At 66.9% G+C, this 25,107-nt stretch carries 23 protein-coding genes; 9 read left to right on the top strand and 14 right to left on the bottom strand.

Annotation, left to right across the window (positions count from 1 at the left end; translation table 11 throughout):
* The 4 genes from B0I08_RS00115 to B0I08_RS00100 all read left to right on the top strand — a co-directional run bounded on the left by B0I08_RS00115 (window position 1) and on the right by B0I08_RS00100 (window position 4,204).
* Complete coding sequence (locus tag B0I08_RS00115; RefSeq protein ID WP_106208641.1) at window positions 1-1,185, top strand: BTAD domain-containing putative transcriptional regulator; 1,185 nt, start codon at window positions 1-3, stop codon at window positions 1,183-1,185.
* 188 nt (window positions 1,186-1,373) lie between these two features.
* Window positions 1,374-2,366: a putative F420-0 ABC transporter substrate-binding protein gene (locus B0I08_RS00110; protein WP_106208639.1), complete on the top strand. Its 993-nt coding sequence runs from the start codon at window positions 1,374-1,376 to the stop codon at window positions 2,364-2,366.
* Between the two features lie 3 nt (window positions 2,367-2,369).
* Complete coding sequence (locus tag B0I08_RS00105; protein WP_106208637.1) at window positions 2,370-3,395, top strand: putative F420-0 ABC transporter permease subunit; 1,026 nt, start codon at window positions 2,370-2,372, stop codon at window positions 3,393-3,395.
* Window positions 3,392-4,204, top strand: a complete 813-nt coding sequence (locus B0I08_RS00100; RefSeq protein WP_106208635.1) for a heme ABC transporter ATP-binding protein — start codon at window positions 3,392-3,394, stop codon at window positions 4,202-4,204. The genes B0I08_RS00105 and B0I08_RS00100 overlap by 4 nt, the downstream gene beginning before the upstream one ends.
* Window positions 4,205-4,285: 81 nt before the next feature.
* Here the strand turns inward: B0I08_RS00100 and B0I08_RS00095 are convergent, their stop codons facing one another.
* Genes B0I08_RS00095 through B0I08_RS00085 form a run of 3 tightly spaced genes read right to left on the bottom strand, consistent with a single transcriptional unit; the run spans window position 4,286 to window position 9,095 of the window.
* A complete protein-coding gene (locus tag B0I08_RS00095; protein ID WP_181243093.1) occupies window positions 4,286-6,712 on the bottom strand; it encodes a transglutaminase TgpA family protein in 2,427 nt (808 codons plus the stop codon).
* A gap of 2 nt (window positions 6,713-6,714) precedes the next feature.
* A complete protein-coding gene (locus B0I08_RS00090) occupies window positions 6,715-8,115 on the bottom strand; it encodes a DUF58 domain-containing protein (protein WP_146134278.1) in 1,401 nt (466 codons plus the stop codon).
* A gap of 5 nt (window positions 8,116-8,120) precedes the next feature.
* Window positions 8,121-9,095 (bottom strand): AAA family ATPase, encoded by a 975-nt coding sequence (locus B0I08_RS00085; RefSeq protein ID WP_106209899.1) that lies wholly within the window; start codon window positions 9,093-9,095, stop codon window positions 8,121-8,123.
* A 756-nt stretch (window positions 9,096-9,851) separates the two neighbouring features.
* On the opposite strand from B0I08_RS00085, the gene B0I08_RS00080 reads away from it, so the two are divergent.
* Together B0I08_RS00080 and cofD are read left to right on the top strand one after the other, a co-directional pair.
* Window positions 9,852-10,901 (top strand): Y-family DNA polymerase, encoded by a 1,050-nt coding sequence (locus tag B0I08_RS00080; protein WP_106208629.1) that lies wholly within the window; start codon window positions 9,852-9,854, stop codon window positions 10,899-10,901.
* A gap of 74 nt (window positions 10,902-10,975) precedes the next feature.
* Window positions 10,976-11,974, top strand: coding sequence for a 2-phospho-L-lactate transferase (cofD, locus tag B0I08_RS00075; protein WP_106208627.1), 999 nt, complete (start codon window positions 10,976-10,978; stop codon window positions 11,972-11,974).
* Between the two features lie 357 nt (window positions 11,975-12,331).
* Here the strand turns inward: cofD and pnuC are convergent, their stop codons facing one another.
* Entirely contained in the window at window positions 12,332-13,012 is a 681-nt protein-coding gene (gene pnuC / locus B0I08_RS00070) for a nicotinamide riboside transporter PnuC (RefSeq protein ID WP_106208625.1), read from the bottom strand.
* 195 nt (window positions 13,013-13,207) lie between these two features.
* Between pnuC and B0I08_RS00065 the strand changes: the two genes are divergently transcribed.
* Window positions 13,208-13,489 carry a hypothetical protein gene (locus B0I08_RS00065; RefSeq protein ID WP_106208623.1) on the top strand — a complete coding sequence of 94 codons (282 nt, stop codon included), beginning with the start codon at window positions 13,208-13,210 and terminating at the stop codon, window positions 13,487-13,489.
* A 24-nt stretch (window positions 13,490-13,513) separates the two neighbouring features.
* Here B0I08_RS00065 and cofC read toward each other — a convergent pair whose 3' ends face one another.
* From cofC to B0I08_RS00030, 7 genes are all read right to left on the bottom strand, one after another.
* Window positions 13,514-14,239 (bottom strand): 2-phospho-L-lactate guanylyltransferase, encoded by a 726-nt coding sequence (gene cofC / locus B0I08_RS00060; RefSeq protein ID WP_106208621.1) that lies wholly within the window; start codon window positions 14,237-14,239, stop codon window positions 13,514-13,516.
* Window positions 14,236-15,051 carry a coenzyme F420-0:L-glutamate ligase gene (cofE, locus tag B0I08_RS00055; protein ID WP_106208619.1) on the bottom strand — a complete coding sequence of 272 codons (816 nt, stop codon included), beginning with the start codon at window positions 15,049-15,051 and terminating at the stop codon, window positions 14,236-14,238. The genes cofC and cofE overlap by 4 nt, the downstream gene beginning before the upstream one ends.
* Window positions 15,051-16,052, bottom strand: a complete 1,002-nt coding sequence (locus B0I08_RS00050) for a TIGR03557 family F420-dependent LLM class oxidoreductase (protein WP_106208617.1) — start codon at window positions 16,050-16,052, stop codon at window positions 15,051-15,053. Before B0I08_RS00050 ends, cofE begins: the two co-directional genes overlap by 1 nt.
* Before the next feature lie 2 nt (window positions 16,053-16,054).
* On the bottom strand, window positions 16,055-17,077 hold the full coding sequence (fgd, locus tag B0I08_RS00045; RefSeq protein WP_106208615.1) for a glucose-6-phosphate dehydrogenase (coenzyme-F420): 1,023 nt from the start codon (window positions 17,075-17,077) through the stop codon (window positions 16,055-16,057).
* 2 nt (window positions 17,078-17,079) lie between these two features.
* A complete protein-coding gene (gene coaD, locus B0I08_RS00040; protein ID WP_106208613.1) occupies window positions 17,080-17,565 on the bottom strand; it encodes a pantetheine-phosphate adenylyltransferase in 486 nt (161 codons plus the stop codon).
* A 51-nt stretch (window positions 17,566-17,616) separates the two neighbouring features.
* Window positions 17,617-19,863 (bottom strand): ATP-dependent DNA helicase RecG, encoded by a 2,247-nt coding sequence (locus tag B0I08_RS00035; protein ID WP_106208611.1) that lies wholly within the window; start codon window positions 19,861-19,863, stop codon window positions 17,617-17,619.
* A 96-nt stretch (window positions 19,864-19,959) separates the two neighbouring features.
* The gene (locus B0I08_RS00030; RefSeq protein ID WP_106208609.1) at window positions 19,960-21,672 is read right to left on the bottom strand and encodes an acyl-CoA dehydrogenase family protein; all 1,713 of its coding nucleotides are present in this window, start codon (window positions 21,670-21,672) and stop codon (window positions 19,960-19,962) included.
* Window positions 21,673-21,791: 119 nt separating this feature from the next.
* Between B0I08_RS00030 and rsmD the strand changes: the two genes are divergently transcribed.
* Complete coding sequence (gene rsmD, locus B0I08_RS00025; RefSeq protein ID WP_106208607.1) at window positions 21,792-22,358, top strand: 16S rRNA (guanine(966)-N(2))-methyltransferase RsmD; 567 nt, start codon at window positions 21,792-21,794, stop codon at window positions 22,356-22,358.
* Between the two features lie 12 nt (window positions 22,359-22,370).
* Here rsmD and B0I08_RS00020 read toward each other — a convergent pair whose 3' ends face one another.
* From B0I08_RS00020 to thiL, 3 genes are all read right to left on the bottom strand, one after another.
* Window positions 22,371-22,751 (bottom strand): VOC family protein, encoded by a 381-nt coding sequence (locus tag B0I08_RS00020; RefSeq protein WP_106208605.1) that lies wholly within the window; start codon window positions 22,749-22,751, stop codon window positions 22,371-22,373.
* Window positions 22,752-22,853: 102 nt separating this feature from the next.
* Window positions 22,854-23,123 carry an ArsR/SmtB family transcription factor gene (locus tag B0I08_RS00015; protein WP_106208602.1) on the bottom strand — a complete coding sequence of 90 codons (270 nt, stop codon included), beginning with the start codon at window positions 23,121-23,123 and terminating at the stop codon, window positions 22,854-22,856.
* Window positions 23,120-24,109: a thiamine-phosphate kinase gene (gene thiL, locus B0I08_RS00010; RefSeq protein WP_106209897.1), complete on the bottom strand. Its 990-nt coding sequence runs from the start codon at window positions 24,107-24,109 to the stop codon at window positions 23,120-23,122. Before thiL ends, B0I08_RS00015 begins: the two co-directional genes overlap by 4 nt.
* A 24-nt stretch (window positions 24,110-24,133) precedes the next feature.
* Here thiL and B0I08_RS00005 point away from each other — a divergent pair, with 24 nt between their 5' ends.
* On the top strand, window positions 24,134-24,652 hold the full coding sequence (locus tag B0I08_RS00005; RefSeq protein ID WP_106208599.1) for a DUF3515 family protein: 519 nt from the start codon (window positions 24,134-24,136) through the stop codon (window positions 24,650-24,652).
* The last annotated feature ends 455 nt before the right edge of the window (window positions 24,653-25,107 follow it).

Here is a 25,107-nt window from a genome sequence, read left to right as displayed (position 1 = left end):
ATGTTGAACATGGAGCGGTGGACTCTTCTGATCGTGCGCGAGGCGCTCCTGCGAGACACGACCCGCTTCGCGGACTTCCAGAACTCGCTCGGCGTTGCGCCGGAACTACTCGCAACGCGCCTGGACGATCTCGTCGGCTCCGGCGTAATGCACGTCACTCCCGAAGCCCACTACGAGCTGACGTCGAAGGGGCGGGATCTCGAATCCACCATCGTCGAACTCAGCCGGTGGAGCGACCGCTGGGCGAACACACGGTCCCCCCAGAACCGGCGCGCAGGGGATCGACATGCGCAAAGCCGGCGGGCAGAAGACCAGGGGCAGCCCTGGATCAGTGACCGCCGCGTTGACGCCGTGAGGACGGTGGATGTCGCGTGGGCGACCGTCCGGGTGGACGAAGAAACCGCTCTCCTGAGGCAAACGCCCCGTCCCCGCGAAGCTGCGACCCACGAAGTTTCTGGGACGACCACAAACATTGTCACCATCGAGATTTCCCTGCTCGGCGCTTTTGCCCTGACTGTGGGAGGCCGGAGCGTTGGGCCCCTGTCCATCGGATCGCAAAGGCTCCTGGTGTTCCTCGCCCTGCACGACCGGGCGGTCGGCCGCGCAGCCATGGCGGGGCGGATGTGGCCGGATGCGACCGACGAGCGGGCGGGCATCAGTCTGAGATCGGCACTGTCCCGGCTCGACGGCCCCACCCGCGAGGCGATTCTCGCGGCGCCAGCCGGGCTCAGTCTGGCATCCTCGGTGATCGTTGACCTGCGCGCCGCGAAGCGCCTGGCTGCCCGCCTTGTCCAGCCGCACGCCGCGACGCGCAGTTTGGACTTCTCATCTGAGTCGATCGCCATCCTGTCGAGCGAACTGCTCCCCGACTGGTACGACGACTGGGTCATCGCCGAGGCCGAAGAATGGCGCCAGGTGCGCATGAACGCGCTCGAGGCTCTCGCCACGGCGCTCACCGAGCAGGGCCGGCTGGCGGAGGCCGCGGCCGCGGCCCGCGCGGCGATGAAGGTCGAGCCGCTGCGGGAAAGTGCTCACGCCACGCTCATCCGCGTCCATCTTGCCGAGGGCAACCAGTCCGAAGCCCTGCGGGTCTTCGAGCGCTATCGGCTTCTGCTCATCACCACCCTCGGACTGGAACCCACCGAACGGCTCTCCGCGCTGGTCAGCAAGCTGACGACTCGCTGACGGGTGTGCCGAGGGTTCGCGGGCAGCGACCGGCGTGCGGCAGGCGACTCGTGGTTCTACACTGGGCAGTGCAGACCCCCGCACCGGATTTGGTGCGGTGCGTCGACCTCTGATCTGAGGCGCCTGGTCTTTCGCTTTCCATTCTGGTGAGCGGACACCCCTGCCCTGCTCGTCCGGAGGTCCTTCCCGTGCTCTCACGCTCCATCACTCTTCCCCTCGTAGCGGTCGTCGCGTTTACCCTCGCCGGGTGCAGCGCAGCCGCTGATGACGCGACCCCACCGGCGGCAGACCCTGCCTCCGCCGACAGCCCAGTCACGGTCGATAACTGCGGTTTCGATCTCACGGTCGCCGCCGCGCCCGAACGAATCGTGACCATCAAGTCCACCTCCACCGAAATGCTGCTCGCGCTCGGACTCGGCGACCGCATCATCGGCACTGGCTTTCCCGACGGCGACGTGCCAGAAAAGTGGTCCGCGGAGGCGGCCGACATCCCCCTCATCTCCGAATTCGCCCCCAGCCAGGAAGCCGTCATCGCCCTTGAGCCCGATTTTGTCTACGGCGGGTGGGAGTCGAACTTCACCGCAGAGACGGCGGGCGAACGCCCCGTCCTGCAGAATCTCGGCATAGACACCTATGTGTCGCCTGCCGCGTGCAAGGAACCGGGCTACCAGCCGGAGAAGCTGACCTTCGACGAGGTCTTCTCCGAGATCGCCGAGGCCGGCACCGTATTCGGTGCCGAGGCGGCCGCGGCCGAGGTCGTAGCCGACCAAGAGGCCGAGCTCGCGGCAATCGACGCGGACTCCCGGGGTCTCTCGGCCCTGTGGTACTCGTCCGGCACAGACACTCCGTATGTCGGAGCAGGAATCGGCGCGCCCCAGATGATGCTCGACGCCCTCGGCCTGGAGAACATCGCCGCGGACGTCAACGACACCTGGACCTCGCTGAGCTGGGAAGCGATCGTCGACGCTGACCCCGATGTCATCGTGCTCGTGGACGCGAGCTGGAACTCCGCAGACAGCAAGATCGCGGCCCTCGAGGCGAATCCCGCGACCTCCGGCCTGTCCGCGGTGGAGAACGGACGGTACCTGCGTATCCCCTTCGCGGCGGGCGAGGCGGGCGTGCGGAACGTCGAGGCGACCGCAGACCTCGCCACCCAGCTCGCCGCGCTGAGCATCCCGTAACGCATGCGCCGTTCTGGCCTGCGCCTCGTTCCGCCCGCGGTGTGGGCCACGCTGCTCTGCGTGCTGCTCCTGCTGACCGTGACGGTGGCCATTACGATCGGCCCCGCGGACATCACCGCGGGCGACGTGTGGGCGAGTGTGCTGCATCACCTCGGCGTCGGGGAATCTCCGCTGACGCCGCTGCGCGACGGGATCGTGTGGGAGCTGCGGATGCCGCGGGTGCTCACGGCGGGCGCGGTCGGGGCCGGGCTGGCTATCGCTGGCGCGGTCATGCAGGCGTTGACCCGTAATGCCCTCGCGGATCCCTATCTGCTCGGGCTGTCGTCCGGGGCGTCCCTCGGCGCGGTCGCGGTGCTTCTCCTCGGCGTGAGCGTGCTGCTCCCCGTCGCTGCATTTGCCGGAGCGCTCCTCGCGCTCATGCTCACCCTCATTATTGCGAGGGCGAGCGGCATCGGCCTCGCACCCTCGCGCACGGTGTTGGCCGGGGTGGCGGTGTCGGCTCTCGGCTCGGCGCTGACCAGTTTTGTCGTCTTCTGGACGGCGACCGGGGACTCGTATCGCGAGATTCTGAGCTGGCTCCTCGGGTCACTTGCCGGGGCGGACTGGCCCGCAGTCGCGATCTCCGTCGGCGCCCTCGCTGTGGTCGGTGGCCCCCTTGTTCTCGCCGGGCGGAGCCTCGATGGCTTCGCGTTCGGCGACACCGCCGCCGCCGCGCTGGGAATCCACGTCGACCGCACCCGCTGGATACTACTGGTGGCAACCGCGCTCCTCACCGGCGCCATGGTCTCGGTGAGTGGGTCGATCGGGTTCGTGGGGCTGGTGCTTCCCCACGCCGTGCGCCTGGTCGTGGGCTCGCGGCACCGCGTGCTGCTACCGCTGTCCGCGCTGGTCGGGGCGATCTTTCTCATCTGGTGCGACACCTTGGCGCGCACCCTCTTCGACCCGCGCGAGCTCCCCGTCGGAATCATTACCGCGGTGGTCGGCGCGCCCCTGTTTGTGCTGCTCCTGGTGCGGAAACCGCTCTCGTGACTCTGGGGCTTGAGGCATCCGGTCTCACGATGCAGATCGACGGCACCACACTGCTGGATTCCGTCGCCCTGGCAGTGCCCAGCGGATCCGTCACCGCGCTGATCGGGCCGAACGGCGCGGGCAAGAGCACCCTGATCCGGGTCTTGGCCGGCGTCACCCGCCCGACTGCAGGCACCGTGGCCTGGAACGGCGTCGACCTGGCCGCTGTGCCGCGGCGCGACCGGGCCAGAACCGCGGCGCTCGTGGAGCAGGATGCGCGGGCCGAACTGCCCATGACGGTCGAGTCCGTCGTCGGCCTCGGTCGCGTGCCGTATCGAGCAATGTTTGCCGCCGAATCCGCGGACGAGCTGTCGGTGGTGCGGGCCGCTCTGGCGGAGGTGGGCATCACGTCGTTTGCTCGCCGCCAGTTCGACTCCCTGTCGGGAGGGGAGCGCCAGCGGGTGCATCTTGCGCGGGCGCTCGCCCAGCAGCCGAAGCTCCTGCTGCTGGACGAACCGACCAACCACCTCGACGTGCATGCCCAGCTGGACACACTCGAGCTGGTGCGGCGCCTCGCCACCCGAGACGGCGTCACGGTGCTCGCCGCGCTGCACGACCTCAACCTGGCCGCGGCCTACGCCGATGACATCGTTGTGCTTGCCGCCGGGTGCGTCGTGGCATCCGGAACGCCCGACCAGGTACTCACCCCTGAGCTGCTCCGGGAGGTGTACCGGGTCGAGGCGACAGTGCTCGAGCATCCCGTAACGGGGCGGCCGCTCATCGCGTACTCCCCCGCTGCTGGCGGCGCTGCCCGAGACGACGGCCGGTAGGACACCGGCCGGTAGGGCATCCGCCGGCTGCGGCCACGAGCGGGCAGTCGGCGACTCACGCCTTCGGGTTACGCCTGCCGGTTACGCCTGCGGCAGGATCGTCCAGCGGCGTCCACCGCGCAGTCGGTCGCGTACCGTGCCGGGAACCAGAGCCGCCCGCAGGTGCGCAACACGGCCAGCGTGGGACCGCAACCCGGCCAGCACCACCCGGAGTCCCTCGGCCGTCTCCGCGGGGTCAGCCGCGGCCAGGCGAGGTGGCGCCGCCAGCGGTGGTGTCGCTGGTCGCCCTTTACCGGGCGCGGTTGCGGGAGTCGCGGCATACACCTCCCGCTCTACCGCCACCCGCAGGGTTGTGAGCGCCGCCAGCGTTGGACCGGCGATACCGGCGTCGCGCAGTCGGTGTTCCAGCTCCCTCGGCGTTCCGACTGTGCTGCCCGCGTACCCGAGGTCTCTCGCCGTGTCGACGACCTCGAACCAGGCCGCGGTGGCCGGGAGGCGTCCCGCTCGGATCGACCCGAACCGCGCGGCGCGAATAGCGACCCGCACAAGCCCCGGGGCGGCGAGCACGAGCACGACGCCGAGACCAATGACGAGAGCCCAGAGCGACAGGGTTCGCGTTCCCTCTTCGGTTCCGCCGAGCGCGTTCGTCGTCGGGGTGGGTGTTGGAGCCGGTGCAACGGGAGGCGCGGCCGTTGCCGTGGGGGTCGGGGTCACCTGGGACTCGTCGACATCGGGCGTGCTCGGGTTGTCCACCGGGGTGGGAAGGTAGGCGGGCTCGATCCCCCGCCCCGGCGTTGGCTCGAACCGAGTCCACCCCGATCCTTCGAAGTACAGTTCGGGCCAGGAGTGCAGGTCGCGGCTCGATACGGTGAACGCCGTGAGCTCGACCTCTTCTCCCTCTTCCGACACTGACGATTCTGCGGCATCCGAGCTGGTGTCTTCGTTGCCCGGCAGGAAGCCGACGACGACGCGGGAGGGAATGCCCAGGGTGCGAGCCATCACCGCCATCGCCGACGCGTAGTGCACGCAGTATCCCGTTTTAGCTTCCAGGAACGGTACGAGCACGTCCAGGCCGGAGCCGTCAAAACCTTCCTCGACCGGTGCGTCCTCGGAGTAGGTGAACTCTCCCCCGCGGAACCAGTCCTGCAGGGCCACCGCTCGGGCGTAATCGGTGGGTGCATCCGCGACCACGGTGCGCGCGGTCTCACCCACGAGGGGATCCAACCCCTCGGGCGGCTGGGCAAGGCGAAGCGAGGCGGATGATGGGGCCGCTTCCAACTGGTTCGACGTGGGCTGCACGTTGAGACTGGTGACCTCGTAAGCCTGGCCACGCATGTTGGACTCTGCGCTGCGTACCGAAAGTCCGTTCGGCTCCCAGAACCAGTCCCCGGTGAGCCCGGAAATACTGGCCGCCGGGTACGGCACCGGCAGCCACCGCCCGCTGGAGTTATTGATCGTGATGCTCGTGGATACCGGTGTCGTCGGTACGGCGGTGGTGAGGCCGGGCGCGGTTCCAATGGCGCTGACGTCGTTATCGGGTATCGGGGTGATCGATACCGGTTCCCACTCGTCGTCGACGAAGTCTTCGAGCGTGGTGAGGCGCAGGTATTCACCTTCCGGCGAGGTCGTGGTGTAGGTCAGAGCCTGTGTCGGCGAGTTGCGGCGCAGGTCTTCGCCCAGGTCGAGCATGGGGTTGATGCCGGTGGTGAGACCCCCGGCCGGACCGGCGTCACCCGAGGGCTGCGCCACCGGCGGCAACACAAGCGGCAGCACCAGCGCGCCCAGCACCGCGACAGCGCCCAGCCCGATCGCGACGGGCGGGCGACTGCGAGCGACCCGCGGGCGCAGCAACATCAGGTAGGTGATGGCGACCAACGCGAAGAAGAACGGATCCGCAAGTTCTGGGTCAATGGTGCTCGGAACGCTGAGCACCACGAGCAGCGGGATCCCGACGAGCGCGGGCACTCGCCACCAGGAGGCGAGAATGTCGAGCACTATGGCGATTCCGGCGGTCGCGGAGCAGAGGAGGAACAAAATGCCGGGTGTGGCGTCGGCGGGGACCGCCTGCACGGTGATGGACTCGCTGGCCTCAGCGGCGAGCACCGCAAACCGACCCCAGGTGTCACCGGTCGGAATCACTCCGAGGATTGCGGTGTCCGCGGCGAAGAGCAGGGTGATGAGTCCCGCCGCCGCGACAGCGGCGACCAGGGTGCCCCAGCCGCGGCGGCGAAGCAGCACACGGGTCAGGGTGGCCACCGCGAACACCACAACGATGGGGGCGAGGGTCGCGATCCACCAGAACACGCCGCTGAGCACGCCGTGCAGATTTCCGACGGCCAGCGCGAGGGCGACCGCGAGAAGCACGCTCACCCGGATGCTGCCGACGGTGTCACCGGGGCGTCGGCGCGGGGACGGTGATGTGCCCGCCGTCGGGCTGGCGCCCGACGCGGCACCCGCCGTTGCCGGTCGTGCCGCCGGGGGCCGGGCCGAGGCTGGCCGTGTCGTCATACTCATCGCGCGCCGCCCCCGCTCTGTCCCGCGAACCGGGAGATGCTGGCCCACACCAGCGCCGGATCATCCGTCTCCCGCACGGGCACACACACCCATCCCGATTCGGCAAGGGTCTCGAAAGCGAGGGTCGCGCGGCGTCCGACGACAAAGGCGACGCCGAGTTCATGGGTGCGCCGCTGGGCGACGATCCAGCGCAGCGTGTCGTCGGACGGTTCCGCAACCACGGCGAAAATGGGGCCAGCAGCGCCTTCGGCGCGCGGCGCAATATCGGGCATGCTCGTCGGGATTGCTGCGGGCGGGCGAGTGAACGCCGAAGTGGGTGCCGAGGTGGAGGCCGAGGTAATGCCCCCGAAGTGCCGGCCGTGCTCTTCGCTGCGGCGGATCGCCGCGAGGCTGAGGAGAAATTCGAGTTCCTGGCCCTGGCCCTGGTTGGTTTCACCGAGCGGGGCAATCTGGGCAGACGCGGTCTCGAGCAGGTGCACCTGGAATCCGGCAGCGTGCAGGTGTACCCCGAGGCTGGCGACCATGCGCACGGCCCACTCGAACGATCCGCTTCCGCTTTCTTCACCGCCGAGATCGGCCCAGGCGTCGCCGTAGCCGTCTTCCCGAGTGTCGATGAGCACGCGCGCCTCGGGGAAGGTGTGCTGCTCTTCCTGGCGCACCATCAGCTCGCCGTGGCGGGCCGACGCGCGCCAATGCACCCGCCGGAGTGCGTCTCCGCTGCGATATTCGCGGGTGATGAGGTCGTCGTCGCTGCCGGAGGACCGCCGCTGCACCAGCCTCGCCGACCCGTCGCCCGAGACGATCGACGGGCCGTCAGTCCCGAAGGGGACCACCGCGGGCACGACGGACAGTTGCTGGACCCCGCCAAGGGAAGCGCTGCCGGCGGCCAGTCCGAAGGGATCGCCGTACTCGATAGCGAGGGGGCCGATCGGAAATACTCCGCGCGTGCCGGGGCGGAGCGTGTAGCGCACCCGGGTTGCGGCGGCGGGATTGGCGTAACCCGGGAGGGCTCCGGAGAGAACCGGGAGAAATCCGGGGCCCGCGGTGCCCGGGTACCACGGGATGTGGTCGGCCCAGCTCGCCGGGCTGCTCGCGCCAGCAGACAGATTGCGCAGCTCGATCTCGACCAGGACAGGAGCCCCGGCGGAGGCTACTTTGGGTGCGAAGGTGCGGGTCACCGACAGTCGGCGACGTCGCATCCGTACCAAAATCAAACTCGCGAACGGCAGCACACCCAGAAAACATGCCGCGTACAGCAGCTCCATCAGGCCGGCTCCGTACCCGACGATGACGCAGAACAGGGCACTAAACAGCAGGCCCCAGCCCCGGCGGGTGAGGTGCGATGTGCCCCGCCCCACCGAGGGAGGCGTGTTTTTCTTGGTGAAAGAGGATGCCACGTTGGCTACAGCACACCGCGGGAGGTCAGCGGAACCGGGGTGTCCGCGACGATCCGCGTGATGATCTGGGCGACGGTCGCGCCGGAGTATCCGCCGATGGTCGCGCCGGCCCGGCCCGCTGCGATGAGCCGGTGGCCCAGCACGGGAATAGCCAGCGCGATGATGTCATCGGGCAGAACGAAGGCACGACCATCAAGTGCCGCGCGGGTCTTGGCCGCGCGCACCAGCTGCAGCGTCGCCCGGGGGCTCGCTCCGAGGCGGAGGTCGGGATCGCGGCGCGTGGCCTGCGAGATGCTGACGGCGTACTGCTCGATCACGGGGCTGGCGAAGACATTGCGGGTCGTCGCGATCATCGACTCGAGTTCGGCGTTGCCCACGACGGGTGAGATCGCGTCCAGCGGGCTGGAGGTCGCCCGCGTGCGCAGCATCGCGAGTTCGGCGGCGGGATCGGGGTAGCCCATCGAGATTCGGGCCATAAAGCGGTCACGCTGCGCTTCGGGGAGCGCGTAGGTGCCTTCCATCTCGATCGGGTTCTGCGTTGCGACGACCGTAAACGGTCGGGCCAGCTCGTACGTTTTACCGTCGACGGTCACCTGGCGCTCCTCCATCGACTCGAGCAGTGCCGACTGGGTCTTGGGCGAGGCGCGGTTGATTTCATCACCGATCACGATGTTGGCAAACACCGGGCCGGGCTTGAACTCGAACTCGCGGTCGGACTGGTTGAAGACCGACACCCCGGTGATGTCGGAGGGCAGCAGGTCGGGGGTGAACTGGATGCGCGAGACCGAGCAGTCGACACTGCGGGCCAGCGCCCGCGCGAGCATCGTCTTGCCCACACCGGGGACATCCTCAATGAGCAGGTGCCCCTCCGCGAGGAGAACGGTGAGGGCGATCTCGACCGCTTCCCGCTTTCCGTCAATGACGGTTTCAATGGCCGCGAGAATTTGGTGCGCGGCCCCGAGGAACTCGTCCTCGGGCATGGGGAGGGCGCTGGCCAACGCGACGTCGGCATGCCCCCGCTCGAACTTGGCGGGAAAAGAGTTCACCTAGCCGAGTCTGCCAGAGTCGACCCTATGCGGCGCCTGTCAATACGCTGATATTCGCTCGAGCCGCGCCCCATTACGGGGCGCCCAGCGTTCCGGGCCCTGACTGGACGCTAGGGAGATTGTCATATTTTTCGGCCCATCACAGTGGCTCTCATTCCCCTATCTCCTTACGTCCTTGCTCTTACGATCTTCGAAATACCGTCGACGGCAAGTCCGCCGACGAGACCCCTCATAAATCCTGATACTGCTCCATCGACTAGAGCTTGCACTACCTCGTCGTCAGATCCTCCCTCTATAGACCCGCCAAACTTCTCCGCACGCTTCTACGCGTCCTTCGAAGACCTCGCATCAAATGTGCAAGTCATCGTGATGGAGAACGTGAATCCGTCGGCCTCCCAGGGCGAAGGGCTTCAGGAAATCGAACTCAGCAAGTCGGCGTCGAGTTCACTTCGCTACGGATTCTTTCCTCATCCACCACCCCCGCCCGCGGCATAGTACTGTGCCGAGTATTAGGCCGGGAACCCGCTAAATTAACAAGAATTGGCCACCGGCGATGAGCACGACTTTCCGCATAATGCCGTGTCAAACCATCACCCAATTGCGTCTCACTTTCATCGCGGTGGCTGACGCTTGGCGCGATGAAGGCTCGTCCAATCCGCACCCCGCGCACCTTTGGCGTAAACACAGAAGATGAGGAGGATCTTGATGGTGCTTCTGCACGCGGACGCAGACTCCTTCTTCGCCTCGGTGGTCTTGCGCCGGCGTCCGGACCTTGTGCCGGTTCCTGTCGCCGTGAGCGCCCACGTCTTCGTGGCGAGTCCTAACTACCCCGCGCGGGCGCGCGGCGTCCGCGGCGGGATGCTTGTGCACGAGGCGCTGCGCATCTGCCCCGAGCTTGTCGTGATAGACGTTCCCCGAACTGAGGTCGAAGAAGCCAGCGACGCTCTCTTTGACATCTTCCACCAAAGCGCGCACACAGTGGAGCCTGGCTCCATGGAGGAGGGGTTCCTTGACCCCGGCACCTCAGACGTCGGCGCGGCCGTGGAACTCGCCCGCACTATTCGACGCAGGGCGATGGTTGAGCTGGGGTTGCCGGTGAGTGTGGGCATCGGAAGAACGAAGCTGATGGCAAAGCTGGCGTCCCGAGCAGCAAAACCCGATGGGCTGTACGTTATCGATGCACAACGGGAGGCGGAATTGAGGAGCAGTCTGCCCGTGGGTGATGTATGGGGAATTGGGGCACACACAAAGGAACGATTGCGGCTAATTGGCGTCCATCGTCTTCACGATCTCGACCGCATCTCCCCCGATGAGCTAAAGCGAGTCTGCGGGACCACGATGTCCAGCCGACTGCAGCGCATCCGTGAGGGTACCGACGAGGCAACTCTGCACCCGGTTGAGGGAAGGACGTCCTTATCGTCTGAAGGGTCAATCACCGGGTTCGCAAGGCCAGATTGGACTCCCACTGAGCTGGTCGCCGCGTGCACCCTCCGAGTGTGCCGGCGCGCCGAGCGCGCCGGACTGGCCGCGGCCGGACTCTCCCTCACTGTGAAGTCCGAAGCAGTCGGCCCAGTCATCGTGCTCAAGCACCAGGCACCAGATCCAACCTCTGATCTGAATTATTGGGCGGCCGTCAGCCGTGATCTACTCACACAGCAGACGTTGCCTCGCGTGGTCGGGGTGCGGGTGACCCTTACCGGCTTAGTTCCGCCGAACAGGATCCCACCGACACTGTTCTAGTCTCAGCACCCGGCGCGCATGGCATGTCGTTGTTCCTTCAGGCGGCGCCCGGAACCGGATAACCTGAAAACGATATGACACACATCACAGTACTTTCCGGTGGGGTGGGCGGCGCCCGCTTCCTGCGCGGCGTTCGAGCGTGGGCCAGGCAGACGCACCCGGATGGCGCGGGAGGCAGCACCGCGCACATCACCGCGATCGTGAACACCGGCGACGACATGTGGCTCACCGGGCTGCGGATCACTCCCGACCTCGACTCGATCATGTACACGCTCGCGGGAGCGAACGACGAGGAGCGCGGCTGGGGCCGTGTCGGCGAAACCGAGCGAGTCAGCGGAGAGCTCAAGGCGTATGGTGTGGGCTGGCCGTGGTTCACCCTGGGCGACCTCGACATCGGCACACACCTCGCTCGAACCCACTTCTTGCGGTCGGGAATGAGTCTGAGCGCCGCCACCGAGCGCATTCTGCAGCGCTGGGACATCGGCGTGCGGCTGCTGCCGATGACCGATGACGAGGTCGAAACCCACGTGGTCAGCGACATCGACGGCACGGAAATGCACTTTCAGGAGTGGTGGACGCGCCACCGCGCATCCATCCCGGCGCGCGAGTTCCGCCAACTCGATGTGGAGCGGTCGACGCCGGCTCCCGGCGTGCTCGACGCGATCGCGGCCGCCGACGTTGTACTCGTCGCCCCGTCGAACCCGGTGGTGTCGATCGGCACCATTCTGGGCATCCCCGGCATTCGTGCGGCGCTGGCGGCGACATCCGCTCCCGTCGTGGGAGTGTCCCCCATCATCAACGGGTCCGTCGTGCGGGGAATGGCCGACGCCTGCCTCCAGACCATCGGCGTGGCCACAGCGGCCGACTCGGTGGCTGTGCACTACGGCAGCAGGGCCGCCGGCGGGCTTCTCGACGCGTGGTTGATTGACGAAGCGGATGCCGCGGTCGCGAGCCACGTGGAGGCGGCGGGCATCGCCACCACAGTCGTACCCCTGTGGATGCGAGACGTGCCCACGGCGAAGCAACTCGCCGCCGACGCAATGGACGCCGCGACCCGGGTTCGGAGTCTCTAGGTTCGACGGGTCAGCCAACGCTCGCCGGTTCAGCCGAGGCTAGCCGGGTCAGCCAATGCTGTGCACCTCGGGGATAGACGCGATCGTGTTCGCGCTTCGGCGCTCACACGCAAGCAATTCCGGCCACCGCGACGCCGAGTGGACAGCAGTCGATGCTGCGCACGCTCGACAGGACAGAACCCGACATCCACCAATATCCACAGGACAGGCGTGGGAAATTCTCGGCCCGGATCGCGTCGGGACTGACCGCTCGATGGTGGCTCACCCACGGGAGCTGTCCCCTCGGCGGACTGCACCAACGCGAACTGGCCACTCGGATTAGCCGGCGCCGTGCACCTCGGGAATAGACGCGCCCGGTTAGCCGACGGTGTGCACCTCGGGAATAGAGGCGATCGTGTTCGCGCGTCGACGCGTTCGCGCCCAGACGAAGAAGCCGGTGAGGGTGAAGGCACCGTAGAAGATGTACATAAAAGCGGAGGCGTAATAGCCGGCGCCCAGCAGAAGGGGCACACCCACGACATCCACCGCCACCCAAATCAACCAGAACTCGACCCACCCCTTGGCCATGCCGTAGGTGGCGAGGAGGGATCCCATAAAGATCCAGGCGTCGGCCCAGACCGGCTCGTAGGATCCGAGTGCGCGGAAGATCGGCGTCAGCACCGCGGTGCCCGCGACCAGGGCGATGATGAGAACCACGCGGGTGCGCATACCCGCCCACTGCGGCTCGACCGCTTTGCCCTCGTTGCCTTTGCTGCGGGTCCAGGCTCGCCATCCGTAGATCGACACGGCAATAAACATCACCTGGCGGCTGGCCTGCCCAAGCAGGTTGACCGGGTTGGGTGTGTCGAAGACCGCGCCGAGGAAGACGGTAAGCAGCAGCGCGTTGCCCACGATGCCGACCGGCCACGCCCACGCCCTGCGGCGCATTCCGCCGAGCGCGCTCAACAGACCGAACACGTTACCGATGATCTCGCGCCACAACACTGTCTGGTCGCCGATGACCAGCTGGGCGTCGAATAGCCAGCGCAGAATCGTCATCGTGTCTCCCGTGATGCGTGTGGTCCCTCGACAGCGCGGGATAGTGGTGATGGGGCGGTATGTCTATTCTTTCAACAGCTCGGGGACGTTTGCCATTCCCACCACCACAGCGCCCGCCCGTTGATTTATGCTCATGGAAGGAACGGACTGGATCAGGCGGCAGGAACCGGAGGCGAAAACCGGGAGGCGGGGCACGTGGCGTCACTCATCCAGCAACGAATGGCTCTCGATCGCGCGCGGACTCGCGCCTTGTTTGGCGTCTGGGGCGGAGCCGGTCTCGCCGTCGTGTGGGCGGTGGGCTCGATTCTGCGGGAGTTCGACCCGGTCAGTTTTGTTCTTGCCGCCGGGTGGGTGTTCATCAGCGCTGTGAGCGTCCGCACCCTCCGTCGCGCCCGCCGGGATACCGAGTCTTTCGAGGACGAACACGGCAAGGACGCGGGGAAGCAAGGCATCATCGGGCGTGGCCCACAGCCGTAGCGGAGAACCGCGAGGATCGCGGGATCAGCTGCTCGGCGTAGCGCCCTTCGGGATGGCAGAACCGGCGCTGGCGCCTTTCGGGATGGCAGAACCGGTGCTGGCGCCCGTCGGGTTGGCAGAACCGGCGATCGCGTGCCGCTCGAGCACGCGACGGGTCTCGGCGCCGAGCGGCAGGGCGCGCGCCGCAGTCAGGTCTTCGACGGTGTCGATGTCGCGGCGGAGGCCCGAGCGCACGTCGACAGCAAGCTCGACATAACCCTCGGCGAGGTGAGCAGCACGGGAACGTCCGCCGAAGCGAACGGCGTGGGTGCCGACATCCCGCGCGCACAGCAGGACCGTGCCGACGCCCGCCGCGTCGGCCACCATCGCGCGCGGGTGCGCGGCTGCGGCGACCAGCGCGGCGTCGAGGTCTTGCGGTTGCAGAGCCGGGAGGTCGCCCAGCAGCACCGCGACCGGGGCCCCCGGGTTGTTTCGCTCGGCCACAGCGATCGCCTGTTCTATCGACCGGTTCAGCCCCGCGGCATCCGACTCACGCATCGACCCCGCTCCAAGGGCTCGGACGGCGCTGTCGACAACCTCCGAGGCGGTGACCACGAGCACCTCCGCCACCTGCTCCGCTGCCAGGACGGCCCGCACGGTGTCGAGGGCAAAGGCGAGCGCGAGTGCGCTGCGCGTCTCGCGCGATACCTCCAGCCGGGACTTCGCCAGCTCGGTGCCCTTCACCGGGATCACCACGATCCACCCGGTCATCGCGTTGATGTGTGGTTCTCGCCAGCAGCAGCGGCCACCCCCGCCGCGTACCCCTCCTGCCAGGCCTCCGCGGTGCCCAGACGGAACATGTCCGTCGGTCCGTTGCGGTTGAGAATCCGGGCGCCGGGCGCGTCTGTGTCGAGCAGGTGCCCGAGTCCCCGCACCACCGCGACAGGAAGCCCGTCGCTCTTGCGCTTGACGAGGTCCGCTGCGGCCGCGATCTCATCGCCGACCGCCGGTGCGGTCACGTCGAGCACGCGCCCCTGCGTGTCGTGGGTTCCCCGCAGGTCGTCGATGAGCCGCACGCCGCTACCTCCGATGGCCGCGTCGGTCTGACCTTCCCGCCAGGCACGCCCGAGCGTGTCGGTGATCACAATGCCGAGTTTCACTCCGAACCGCGACTGCAGAGCTTGCCGCAGACGAGCGGCCGAGGCATCCGGGTCCACGGGCAGCAGCAGTACCGTGCCCTCCGGGGTGTTGCTCGCGTCAACCCCGGCCGCGGCGGCGACGATGCCCAGGCGATTCTCGACGATACGGGTCACGCCACCGGGATGCACCCGGCTGGCGACGACGCGCACGGTCTCGTCGGTGATCGCTTGTTCCCGATCTGCGGCACGGATCATCCTCCCCTCCGCCTTGCTGACGATTTTGGACGTCACGGCGAGGATGTCACCCTCTTCGAGAACAGCGACCGCCACACCGGGCCGGGAGGTGGACGGATGGGCAGCGACCAGCGCGTCGCCGATGATCGCCGCGAGGTCGTCACCCTCGGTGATCTCGCCGATTCCGGGGATGGCAAAAACGGTGAGCACTAACGCCTCAGTTTCGGCAGAACGTCGCGGGAGAAGACGTCGATGAACTCGCGCTGGTTGCGCCCCACGTTGTGCAGGTAGATGCGATCGAAACCAAGATCGAGGTAGCGCTGGATGTGCTCGCGGTGCACATCGGGATCGTCATCGATCACCATCCGCCCGTCGAAATCCTCGGGGCGCACCAGTTTTGCGATCTGTTCAAGCTCGTAGGGAGAGCGGATGTCGCTTTTGGGAAAGCGCATCGCGCCGTTCGGCCACTCGACCAACGCGTTGCGCATCGCCTCCTCCGCGGTGGGAGCCCAGCTGAGGTGCAGCTGCAGCACCTTCGGCATGCGTGACGGATCCTTGCCCGCCTCCCGCGCGCCCTCGGCGAAACGCGCAAACAGGCCGCTGATTTTCTCCAGCGGGGCCGCCACGGTGATCAGGCCGTCCGCGCTTTTGCCCGCTCGCCGGGCGGTCACGGGCCCGGCGGTCGCGACGAGAATCTCGGGCGGCACCGCCGGCATAGTCCACAGACGGGTGGATTCGAGCTTGTAGAACTGACCGGCGTGTTTGGTGTCCTTGCCCGCGAGGGACGCAGCGAAGAGCTTTTTGATGATGTCGATGGCCTCGAACAGGCGGTTGATGCGTTCCGGCGCCTCGGGCCAGTACTGTCCGACCACGTGCTCGTTCAACGCCTCGCCCGAGCCGAGCCCGAGCCAATGCCGTCCCGGGTACATGGCGGCGAGCGTGGCCGATGCCTGCGCGACCATCGCCGGATGCCAGCGGAACGTCGGTGCGGTCACCCCCGGGCCGATGTCGCCGGTGGTGCGCTCTCCGAGAGCCGCCAGCACGTTCCAGACGAAGGAGCTCTCGCCCTGTTGCGGAACCCAGGGCTGAAAGTGATCGGTCGCCATGACGCCGGAGAACCCGCGGCTCTCGGCGTAGGCGCTCAGCGCCACGGCCTCGGTGGGGTGGAACTGTTCGAGCATCGCCGCATACCCGATGGAGAATGGGCTCATCGCTACCCGCGCGCGCGCAGTCGCGGGGCGAGGTCGTTCTCGAACGCGGTCATAAACCGGGCCTGGTCGTGCCCGGGAGCGTGAAACACGAGGTGGTTGAATCCGGCGTCGATGTATTCACCGATACGCGCGACGGTCTCGTCGGGATCCGACCCGACGATCCAGCGCTGAGCGACCTGCTCGATGGGCAGCGCGTCGGCTGCCTTCTCCATCTCGGACGGGTCGGTGATGTCGTGCTTCTGTTCCTTCGACAGCGACAGGGGCGCCCAGAACCGGGTGTTCTCGAGAGCCAGCTCCGGGTCGGGGTCGTAGGAGAGTTTGATCTCGATCATGTGGTCGATCTCGCCGACGTCGCGTCCGACCTTCTCGGCTCCCGCGGCGACCGCGGGCAGCAGTTTCTCCGTATACAGGTCCATTCCCTTGCCGGAGGTGCAGATGAAGCCGTCCCCCGCGCGTCCGGCGTACCCGGCGACCAAGGGTCCCCCTGCGGCGATATAGACGGGGATGCCGCCCTCCGGGCGGTCGTAGATGCTCGCATCGTGGGTGGAGTAGTACTCGCCCTCAAAGTTGACCCGGTCTTCGCTCCAGAGCGCGCGCATCAACGCAATCGCTTCGCGCAGGCGCGCGTAGCGCTCCTTGAACTCGGGCCAGTCCTGTTCGCCCGCGCCACGGAATCCGGTGGCGATCTCGTTGAGCGCCTCACCCGTGCCGACGCCGAGCATGATTCGCCCGGGGTAGAGGCAGCCGAGCGTGGCGAAGGCCTGCGCTATGACCGCCGGGTTGTAGCGGAACGTCGGGGTCATCACCGAGGTGCCGATCTGGATCGTCGACGTGCGCTCCCCCACCGCGGCCATCCAGGCGAGCGAGAACGGCGCGTGCCCCCCGGTGTGCCGCCAGGGCTGGAAGTGGTCGCTCACCGCGACGGACTCGAAGCCGTGCTGCTCGGCGGCAACCGCAATCTCGACGAGTTCGCGCGGCGCAAACTGCTCGGCTGAAGCTTTATAACCAAGTTTGAGAGGAAGCATGTTTACAAGTCTCGCTTAAGGAAGTCCACCACCGCGCGGGGTACGTAGGGCGCGACATCGCCCCCGAGCGCGGCAACCTGGCGCACGAGCGAACTCGACACGTAGGCGTTCGCGGGGTTGGGCAGCAGAAACACCGTCTCCACGGCCGCGAGGTTGCGGTTGACCAACGCCATGGGTGTTTCGTACGCGACATCCACCTGAGATCGAATGCCCTTGATGATGACGCTGGCGCCGACCTCGGTGCAGTAGTCGACCAGCAGCCCGACGCTCCAGCTGGTCACCAGAATGGTGCCGGGCAAACCCGCCTCAGCCACCGACTCCTGGATGAGCGACACCCGTTGGGGAACCGGAAGCATCGCCGTTTTGCCGGGGTTGTGCACCACCAGCACGTGCAATTCATCGAAGAGCCCGGCAGCACGGCCGATCACGTCGAGATGTCCAAGAGTGACCGGGTCAAACGACCCAGGAACGACTGCGATCCTGCTCATGGCTTCACCCTATCGGGTGCACGTTACCGACTTGTGACAGGCCTTCTGCGCCTAGTTCTTAGCGAGGAACGCGGCTTCTGTTTCGTCGAGGCGTCGTCGCAGTGCGCCCCGCAGCGCCGGGTGCTCGTCGAGGGTGGGATCGAGCCCAAGGATCCGGTCGGCTACCTCGCGCGCGTCGCGGATGAGGTCCTCGTCTTTGACGACGCGTAGCAGCCGTAGGCTCGACTTTCCGCCGGATTGCGTCACGCCGAGCACATTGCCCTCCCGCCGCAGTTCGAGGTCTTTTTGTGCCAATTCAAAGCCATCAAGGGTGGATGCCACGGCCTCGACTCTCTCGCGCCCGAGAGTCTCCTCCTCCGCCCCGGTGACAAACATCGCCATTCCGGGCACCGAGCCGCGGCCGACCCGCCCGCGCAGCTGGTGCAGCTGGGACACCCCGAACCGCTCCGCATCGAGGATCACCATCGTGGAGGCGTTCGGAACATCGACCCCGACCTCGATCACCGTCGTCGCGACCAGGATGTCGATGTCCCCCGCGGCGAAGGCACGCATGATCGTGTCTTTTTCATCACTCGACATCCGCCCGTGAAGTGAGGCAATGCGGGACTGCGCCAACTCTGGGCGCTGGCGCAATCGCTCGGTAATGTCGGTCACCGTCGCGATGGGCCGCGCGGTTGCACCAGCCGCCGTGGTTTGCGCCGGCCCCGCCGTGCCCGACTTGTCTGGCGTGGTTTCGGCCCCGGCCGCGGTTCGGGCCTCGCCCTCGAGCGGCTCTGCGGGTTCGACCACGTTCGCGTCGATTGCGGGGCAGACCACAAAAGCCTGGCGGCCCTGGCCAATTTCTTCGGCCACCCGTCCCCAGATGCGCCCGAACAACACCTTGTTCGCGTAGGGAACGACAAAACTCCTAATCGGAACGCGCCCAGACGGCAGCTCGGCGATCGTCGAAATGTCGAGGTCACCGAAGACGGTCATCGCGACCGTGCGCGGGATCGGGGTTGCCGTCAGAACGAGAACGTGCGGCGGGGTTGTGCCCTTTTGCCGCAGCGCCTCGCGCTGCTCGACCCCGAACCGGTGCTGTTCGTCGACGACTACCAATCCGAGGTCATAGAAGTTCACGGCGTCCCCGAGCAGCGCATGGGTGCCGATAACAATGTGCGCACTGCCCGACACCGCGGCAAGCAGGGCCTTGCGGCGCTCGGCCGCGCTCAACTGACCGGTCAGCAGGGTGGGGCGCAACCGGGCGGCGAGATCGGGCCCGAGCGTTGCGACGATTGACCGCAGGTGTTGCGCGGCGAGCACCTCGGTGGGCGCAAGCAACGCCGATTGTCCGCCCGAGTCCGCGACCGAGAGCATCGCCCGCAGCGCCACGAGGGTCTTGCCGGAGCCGACCTCACCCTGGAGCAGCCGGTTCATCGGGGCGAGGGTTGCGAGGTCGCGGGCGATCTCCTCCCCCACCTGCTTCTGGTCGCTCGTCAGAGTGAACGGCAGCGAACGGTCGAATCCGGTGGCCATCTCTCCGGGAGTGCGGATGACGGCGGTCGCCAGGCGCAACTGGGCGCGCTGTTGCAGCAGCGCCGCCTGCAGCACGAACGCCTCCTGGAAGCGCAGGCTGTCGCGCGCCTGCAGCCAGTCGGCGTCTTTCGCCGGGCGGTGGATGAGTTCGATCGCGCGCGAGAAAGGCAACAGGTTTTTCTCGGCGCGCACACCCAGCGGCACCGGGTCGACGAGGGGGTTGGTGTCGAGCGAGTGCAACACCAACCCGACCGCGTCCTGGATCGACCAGGACGGCATCGCAGCGGTCGCGGGGTAGATCGGGATGGGTTTGAGAACCTTCTGCAGCTCGATGGCCACTCCCGCGTCATCCAGCTCGGTGTCAAAGAGTTGGTAGTTCGGGTGGGCCAGCTGGCGCATGCCACGGTAATCGCTGATTTTGCCGGAAAACATTCCCCGCACCCCGGCTTTCAGCTCCTTCATGCGCCACGCCTGGTTGAAGAAGGTGAGGGTCAGGATGCCGTTACCGTCGGTGATCTTCGCCTCGACGATGCTGCCGCGCTTCGACTTCATCGTGCGCTCGACCACCTGCAATACCTCGGCGACGATGGTGACGTTCGCGTCAAGCTCAAGCTCGGCGAGCGCGGTCAACTCTCCGAGGCGGGCGTACCGGCGGGGAAAGTGGGTGAGCAGGTCGCCCACCGTTTCGAGACCGAGGCCCTTGCTGAGGGCGGCCGCCGTGCGTCCACCCACCGCGGTGCTGAGCTTTACGTCGAGCGGGTCGACGTCGAAAGGCGTTGTCACCGTTTGAGGTTATCGTCCGCCTCCGACGCGCGCGCCGCTGCACCCACAGGCGTGAGTTACGCGACCGCATCCAATAACCGGCGACTGCGCCCCCACCTACAGGCTGAACGAGTACCCCGCGCTCTTTCTCACCGACGCGCCGATCATTCGGGTGTGCCGGTCGTCGTTAATTTCGAGCGCGCGCAGCTGGCGGCCGACCTCGCGCTCGGCGCTCTTGCAGAAGTTGATCGCAACGGTCTTTTCGTCGGCTGATGCGGCGACGCCGTCCCGACTGAGCGCCGCCGAGATGCGGCTGATCACCGCGACCTGCGAGTAGATGCCCGAGGCTGCTTCCGACAACCGCTTCTGCACGAGCTGCTTTTCCTGCACGTTTTTGCCGTGCTTGCGGAGTGCCGCCTCTGCTCGGTCCCGCAATCGCCCGGTCTGTTCCGACACCGCAGTCGCCTGCTTTGCTACGGCCGCGTGGGCACCAAGCAGCTTCTCGGGGCGGAGGGCCCGCGACATCCGCCCAGCAATATACGGACCGATGATGCCGAGCGACTTCGCGGGGTCGGAGATCTTCAGCGACGCGACGTCGGGGAGGTCCTCGCTGAGTGCCTTGAGACCGTTCAGCGCAACATAGGCGCGCATCACGTCGTTGGAGCCCTCGAAGATCGGGAAGATCCGAAAGTCGCGCAGTGCCTTCGACAGCGGATGGTCGGCCATGTACGCCTCGCCGCCGTGAACCTGCACCGCCCGGTTGAGGGCGTACCAGCCGGTGTCGCTGGCGCGCACCTTGGTCATCGCGGACTCCAGCGCGAAGTCGGCGACGCCCCGGTCGACGAGTCCGGTGGTGAGGTAGCTGGTGGATTCGAGGCCGTAGATCTGCGTGTTCATCCAGGCGAGCTTGTCCTCGACAAGTTCGAAGTCGATCAGCGGGCGACCGAACTGCTGGCGGGTCGTGGTGTGCTCGATACTCAGCTGGAGGAACTGTTTCATGCCACCCGAAATGGCTGTGCCCATCGACATCCGCCCGTTATTCAAGGTATTCATGGCAATCCGAAAGCCGTCACCGGGCTCGCCGAGCAGATTCTCGGCCGGCACCCGCACGTTCTTGAAGTGCACCCGCTGCAGGTGGTTCGCCTTCAAGCCCAGGGTTTCGAAGCGGGGTCCGGTGGACAGCCCGTCCATGCCCTTCTCCACGATCAGGGCGACGTGGCCGAGGTCGCTCTGGGCGAAGACCGTGAGCACATCGCGATCCCCGTTGCCGATCCACCGTTTCTCGCCGTTGAGCAGCCACGAGCCGTCGGACTGCCGCTCGGCCCAGGTCTCGAGGTGGAACGCGTCGGATCCCACGTTCGGTTCGGTCAGCACGAACGCGGCGAGTTTGCGACCGGCGGCGAGGTCCGGCAGCCAGCGCGCCTTCTGGTCGTCGGTGCCGTAGAGAAAGAGCGGCTTGGACCCGATGGATTGGTGCACGCCCATCACCACGCTCAGGGCGGCGTCGACCCGACCGAATTCCTCCATCACCCGGCAGTACCCGGTCTGGCTCAGCCCGAGGCCGCCGTATTGCTCGTCGATGAACAGTCCGGTGAGCCCCCGTTCTCCCAGCTCGCGGATGACGCGGTCGCCGACCCACCCCTCACGCTCGGCCTCCCACGGGTCGTAGCTCTCGGCGAGGTATTCGCGGGCGCTGGTGGTCGCGGCCGCCACCCGCCCCGCTTCCTCCGGGGTGAAGTTCGGATAGGGCATCACCAGTTCGCTCGCCACCTGCCCCAGGAACAGTGATTTGGCGAAACTTGGTTTGACGGTACGGTCGACGATGCCCATCCCCCGATTGTGAGCTTTCCGGCGCTGCAGGGCGAAAACGTTGTCGAATAGCCACTAACGGCTCCGCGCATGAGGCGCCGTCACTTGTCGGAATGGCGGAGCGGTACCGTTGAAGCACCATGGCGCGCATCATTTCCGGTTTTGCCGGCTCCCTCACGATCGTGGTTCCCCCTGCCGGAACCCGGCCCACCAGCGACCGCGTGCGCGAGGCGATCTTCTCCTCCCTCGACGCGCGCGGGGTGATCTCCGGCGCCCGCGTGGTCGACCTGTACGCCGGCAGCGGTGCCCTGGGTCTCGAGGCTGCGTCCCGCGGAGCGGCATCCGTCATCCTCGTCGACAAAGCGTCTGCGGCGACCACCGCGTGCAAAAAAAACGCGGCGACGGTACTCAAGGCAGCCCCGCGCGGGTCGAAACTCACCATCGACGTGTCGGGATCGGCGGTTCAGCAGTTTCTCGACACACCAAGGCAACCCTGGGACATCGTGTTCATCGATCCGCCCTACGAGTTTTCGAACGCCGAAGTTGAAGCGAACCTTGCCGCCCTGGTGCATCGACTCTCGGAGGATGCGGTGGTGGTGCTCGAACGCAGCTCCCGCGGCGCCGCTCCCGTCTGGCCCGAGGGGCTCGAACTGGAGCGGCGCAAGGACTACGGCGACACGTCGCTCTTCTGGCTACGTCCGTCCTAGAACCGGTCTCCTCTACTCCAGGTTCTGCCACAACCCCATGAGGTTGCCTTCGCTGTCAGTGAAGTAGGCGGAGAACCCCATCCCGGGCACGTCCGCCTTCGGTTGCACGGTCGCTCCGCCGAGCTCCTCGATTTTCGCCAGCGCGGCATCGATGTCGGCCACGTCAATCGTGAGAATCGGTGTGGTCAGCTTCGCGTCCCGCTCGAACAATCCGCCGTTGATCGCTCCGGGAGCCAACGGAGACCCCTCGTCATCATGGGGCGTGGTAGTCAGGCCCCAGTAATTCATGCCCTTGACGGGGGTCACGTCCCAGCTGAATGCCGAACGATAAAACTCTGACGCCCGGTCGACGTTCTCTGCCGGGATTTCGAAGTGCACAACCTGACCGCTCATGGTGATCTCCTCCTCGTCTCGCGCCTTCGCACACGACGCAGCCGCGCCGGGTGTCCCAACTCACGATGGACTCTAGGGGGCCCCGCGGTTCGGAACAACGGGTCAGAGCGCGGCGATCCAGCCGATGACGGCGGCGAGCGGGTCGCGCTCGAGGTGGTAGATCGAGCTGGTGCCTCGCTTCTCGACCGCAACGACGCCGACACCGCGCAACACCGCGAGATGCTGCGACACCGAGGGCTGCGCGATGCCGAGCTCGATGGTCAACTCCCCGACCGATCGTTCCTTCTCGGCGAGCAACTCCAGGATGCGGCGGCGACGCGCATCGCCAATCGCCGTGAAGATGTCGGCCTGCCCCAGCTGGTTCGGACTCATCCGGTTTCTCCATTCCACCCCGCGTAGGGGTCCCATCCACCGAGGGCATCGTACGGCTGTCCGTCGACCAGCACCCCGGGTCCGTGGCCCGGATCCGCGGCCTGCACAACGCCGATCCGCCGAAACTCCGCGGGCAGCGGGGCCTCCGCGCCAAACGCGGCGAGCAGCGAGTGATCCTCCCCGCCGTCGAGCGCCGCGCGAGATCCCACGGCGCCAGAATCCAGGTTGATCGAGACTCCGCTCGCCCGGGCCATGCGTCGCGCGTCGAGGGCGAGCCCGTCGCTGAGGTCGAGCATCGCCGTGGCGCCGGCGAGGGCGGCAATTCGTCCGGCGAAGATCGGGGGTGTCGGGGCGAGCTGGGCCGAGATGAGGGCGGGATGCCTCGCACGCAGGATCGCGGCGGCCGTAGCATCCGGTTCTCCCCCAACAACCGCGTCGGCGAACAGAAGGCGCAGCCCGGCCGCAGCCATGCCAAGAACCCCCGCGACAGCAATCACGTCGCCGATCCGCGCGCCGGAGCGCCGCACGGGAGCGCGCCCCTCGAGGTCGCCGAACGCGGTGACGGTGATGGTCAGGGTGTTGGAGACGGACAGGTCTCCCCCGACCACCCCGCAGCCGGGCGCGAGGGCGGCGAGACCGTCGCGAAGTCCATCGGAGATGCCCTCAAGTAGGGAAACAGGCGACGTAGCGGGGGCGGCGATCGCTACGACAAGCGCGGTCGGCACCGCGCCCATCGCGGCGACATCGGCGAGGTTGGACGCCGCAGCCTTCCACCCGAGGTCGTGCGGGCTCGACCAGGCGAGGCGAAAGTCCGGCCCGTGGATCATCATGTCGGTCGTGACGACGAAGCGTCCGTCCGGGGCCGCCACCACGGCGCAGTCGTCACCGGGGCCGAGCAATTGCAACGAAGACGCGGGCAACCGGGGGAAGATTCGCGCCAGCGTCGCCGACTCCCCGATGCCGTCGAGGGTGTCGGCTGTGGTCATGGTGTCCACGGTAGTCTGAATGCGATGAGAGCGACGCTTCGCCTGACCGCGCTGGCGGTGCTGGCCCTTGGTTTATTGACCGGATGCTCGCAGACCGTTCCGCTGACACCGGCGACCGACGCGGCGAACCCCGAATGCGCCGAGGTCACCACGCGTCTGCCCGAGTATGTTGCCGAGCTGGGTCAGCGCGATACCAACGCGCAGGCCACCAGTGCCTGGGGCAGTCCCGCGGACGTGCTTCTCTACTGCGGCGTCGCGGTGCCCGACCCGACCGCGAGCCTGACCTGCGTCACCGTCGATGGGATCGATTGGCTGCGCGACCCCGAGGACGACCCGAACTTCACCTTCATTACGTACGGGCGCGACCCGGCCATCGCCGTGGTGGTCAATAGCGAGAACGTCAGTGGCAGTACCGCACTGACCGACCTGTCCGCCGCCGTCAGCATCATTCCGTCCGAACGTGCGTGCGTCACTCCCGATGAAATCCTGGAGGGCGGCTCCCCCGTCGACGCACCGACGGAAACGGAAACGGAAACGCCGTAGCAGCAGCCGTAGCCGTAGCCGTAGCCGTAGCGGCAATAGCCGTAGCAGTGGCTGTAGCTGTAGCTGTAGCCGCGGTGTCCCGTTCGGCCCCGCGTCACTCTCTGCTGAAGTGCCAGGTTTAGTCGCAACCGCAGCCACACCCAGAACCACCCCTCGCCGAAGTGCCACGTTTAGTCGCAACCGCAGCCACACCCAGAACCACCCCTCGCCGAAGTGCCACGTTTAGTCGCAACTGCAGCCACACCCAGTACCACCCCCTCGCCGAGGTGACTTGTTTGGTCGCAACTGTTTCGTTGGTTTCGACCAAACGAGACACGTGAGTTTTTGGACCCGACGCAACGTGACACTTCAGTTTCTGGACCCTCTGTGTCAGCCTGTTGTGAGGGATTTCTGGTGGCAGACAGGAAGTCCTTATGGTCAACTCCACTCGTGCTGGAACGCACAAACCCTTGGCG

The organism is Glaciihabitans tibetensis (assembly GCF_003003265.1).
Taxonomy (GTDB): domain Bacteria; phylum Actinomycetota; class Actinomycetes; order Actinomycetales; family Microbacteriaceae; genus Glaciihabitans; species Glaciihabitans tibetensis.
Note: the sequence above shows the minus strand (reverse complement) of the source record. Positions and strands in the feature narration are given on the sequence as shown.

Excerpts from the sequence above, each read along its gene's own strand:
- coaD (WP_106208613.1), bottom strand. The coding sequence starts at position 17,565 with ATGAGCAGGATCGCAGTCGTTCCTGGGTCGTTTGACCCGGTCACTCTT.
- cofD (WP_106208627.1), top strand. The coding sequence starts at position 10,976 with ATGACACACATCACAGTACTTTCCGGTGGGGTGGGCGGCGCCCGCTTC.
- B0I08_RS00015 (WP_106208602.1), bottom strand. The coding sequence starts at position 23,123 with ATGAGTCCGAACCAGCTGGGGCAGGCCGACATCTTCACGGCGATTGGC.
- B0I08_RS00080 (WP_106208629.1), top strand. The coding sequence starts at position 9,852 with ATGAGGAGGATCTTGATGGTGCTTCTGCACGCGGACGCAGACTCCTTC.
- B0I08_RS00020 (WP_106208605.1), bottom strand. The coding sequence starts at position 22,751 with ATGAGCGGTCAGGTTGTGCACTTCGAAATCCCGGCAGAGAACGTCGAC.
- B0I08_RS00030 (WP_106208609.1), bottom strand. The coding sequence starts at position 21,672 with ATGGGCATCGTCGACCGTACCGTCAAACCAAGTTTCGCCAAATCACTG.
- B0I08_RS00050 (WP_106208617.1), bottom strand. The coding sequence starts at position 16,052 with ATGAGCCCATTCTCCATCGGGTATGCGGCGATGCTCGAACAGTTCCAC.
- B0I08_RS00085 (WP_106209899.1), bottom strand. The coding sequence starts at position 9,095 with ATGCCCGAGGACGAGTTCCTCGGGGCCGCGCACCAAATTCTCGCGGCC.
- thiL (WP_106209897.1), bottom strand. The coding sequence starts at position 24,109 with ATGACCACAGCCGACACCCTCGACGGCATCGGGGAGTCGGCGACGCTG.
- B0I08_RS00005 (WP_106208599.1), top strand. The coding sequence starts at position 24,134 with ATGAGAGCGACGCTTCGCCTGACCGCGCTGGCGGTGCTGGCCCTTGGT.
- fgd (WP_106208615.1), bottom strand. The coding sequence starts at position 17,077 with ATGCTTCCTCTCAAACTTGGTTATAAAGCTTCAGCCGAGCAGTTTGCG.
- rsmD (WP_106208607.1), top strand. The coding sequence starts at position 21,792 with ATGGCGCGCATCATTTCCGGTTTTGCCGGCTCCCTCACGATCGTGGTT.
- B0I08_RS00095 (WP_181243093.1), bottom strand. The coding sequence starts at position 6,712 with ATGACGACACGGCCAGCCTCGGCCCGGCCCCCGGCGGCACGACCGGCA.
- cofC (WP_106208621.1), bottom strand. The coding sequence starts at position 14,239 with ATGACCGGGTGGATCGTGGTGATCCCGGTGAAGGGCACCGAGCTGGCG.
- B0I08_RS00115 (WP_106208641.1), top strand. The coding sequence starts at position 1 with ATGTTGAACATGGAGCGGTGGACTCTTCTGATCGTGCGCGAGGCGCTC.
- B0I08_RS00105 (WP_106208637.1), top strand. The coding sequence starts at position 2,370 with ATGCGCCGTTCTGGCCTGCGCCTCGTTCCGCCCGCGGTGTGGGCCACG.
- pnuC (WP_106208625.1), bottom strand. The coding sequence starts at position 13,012 with ATGACGATTCTGCGCTGGCTATTCGACGCCCAGCTGGTCATCGGCGAC.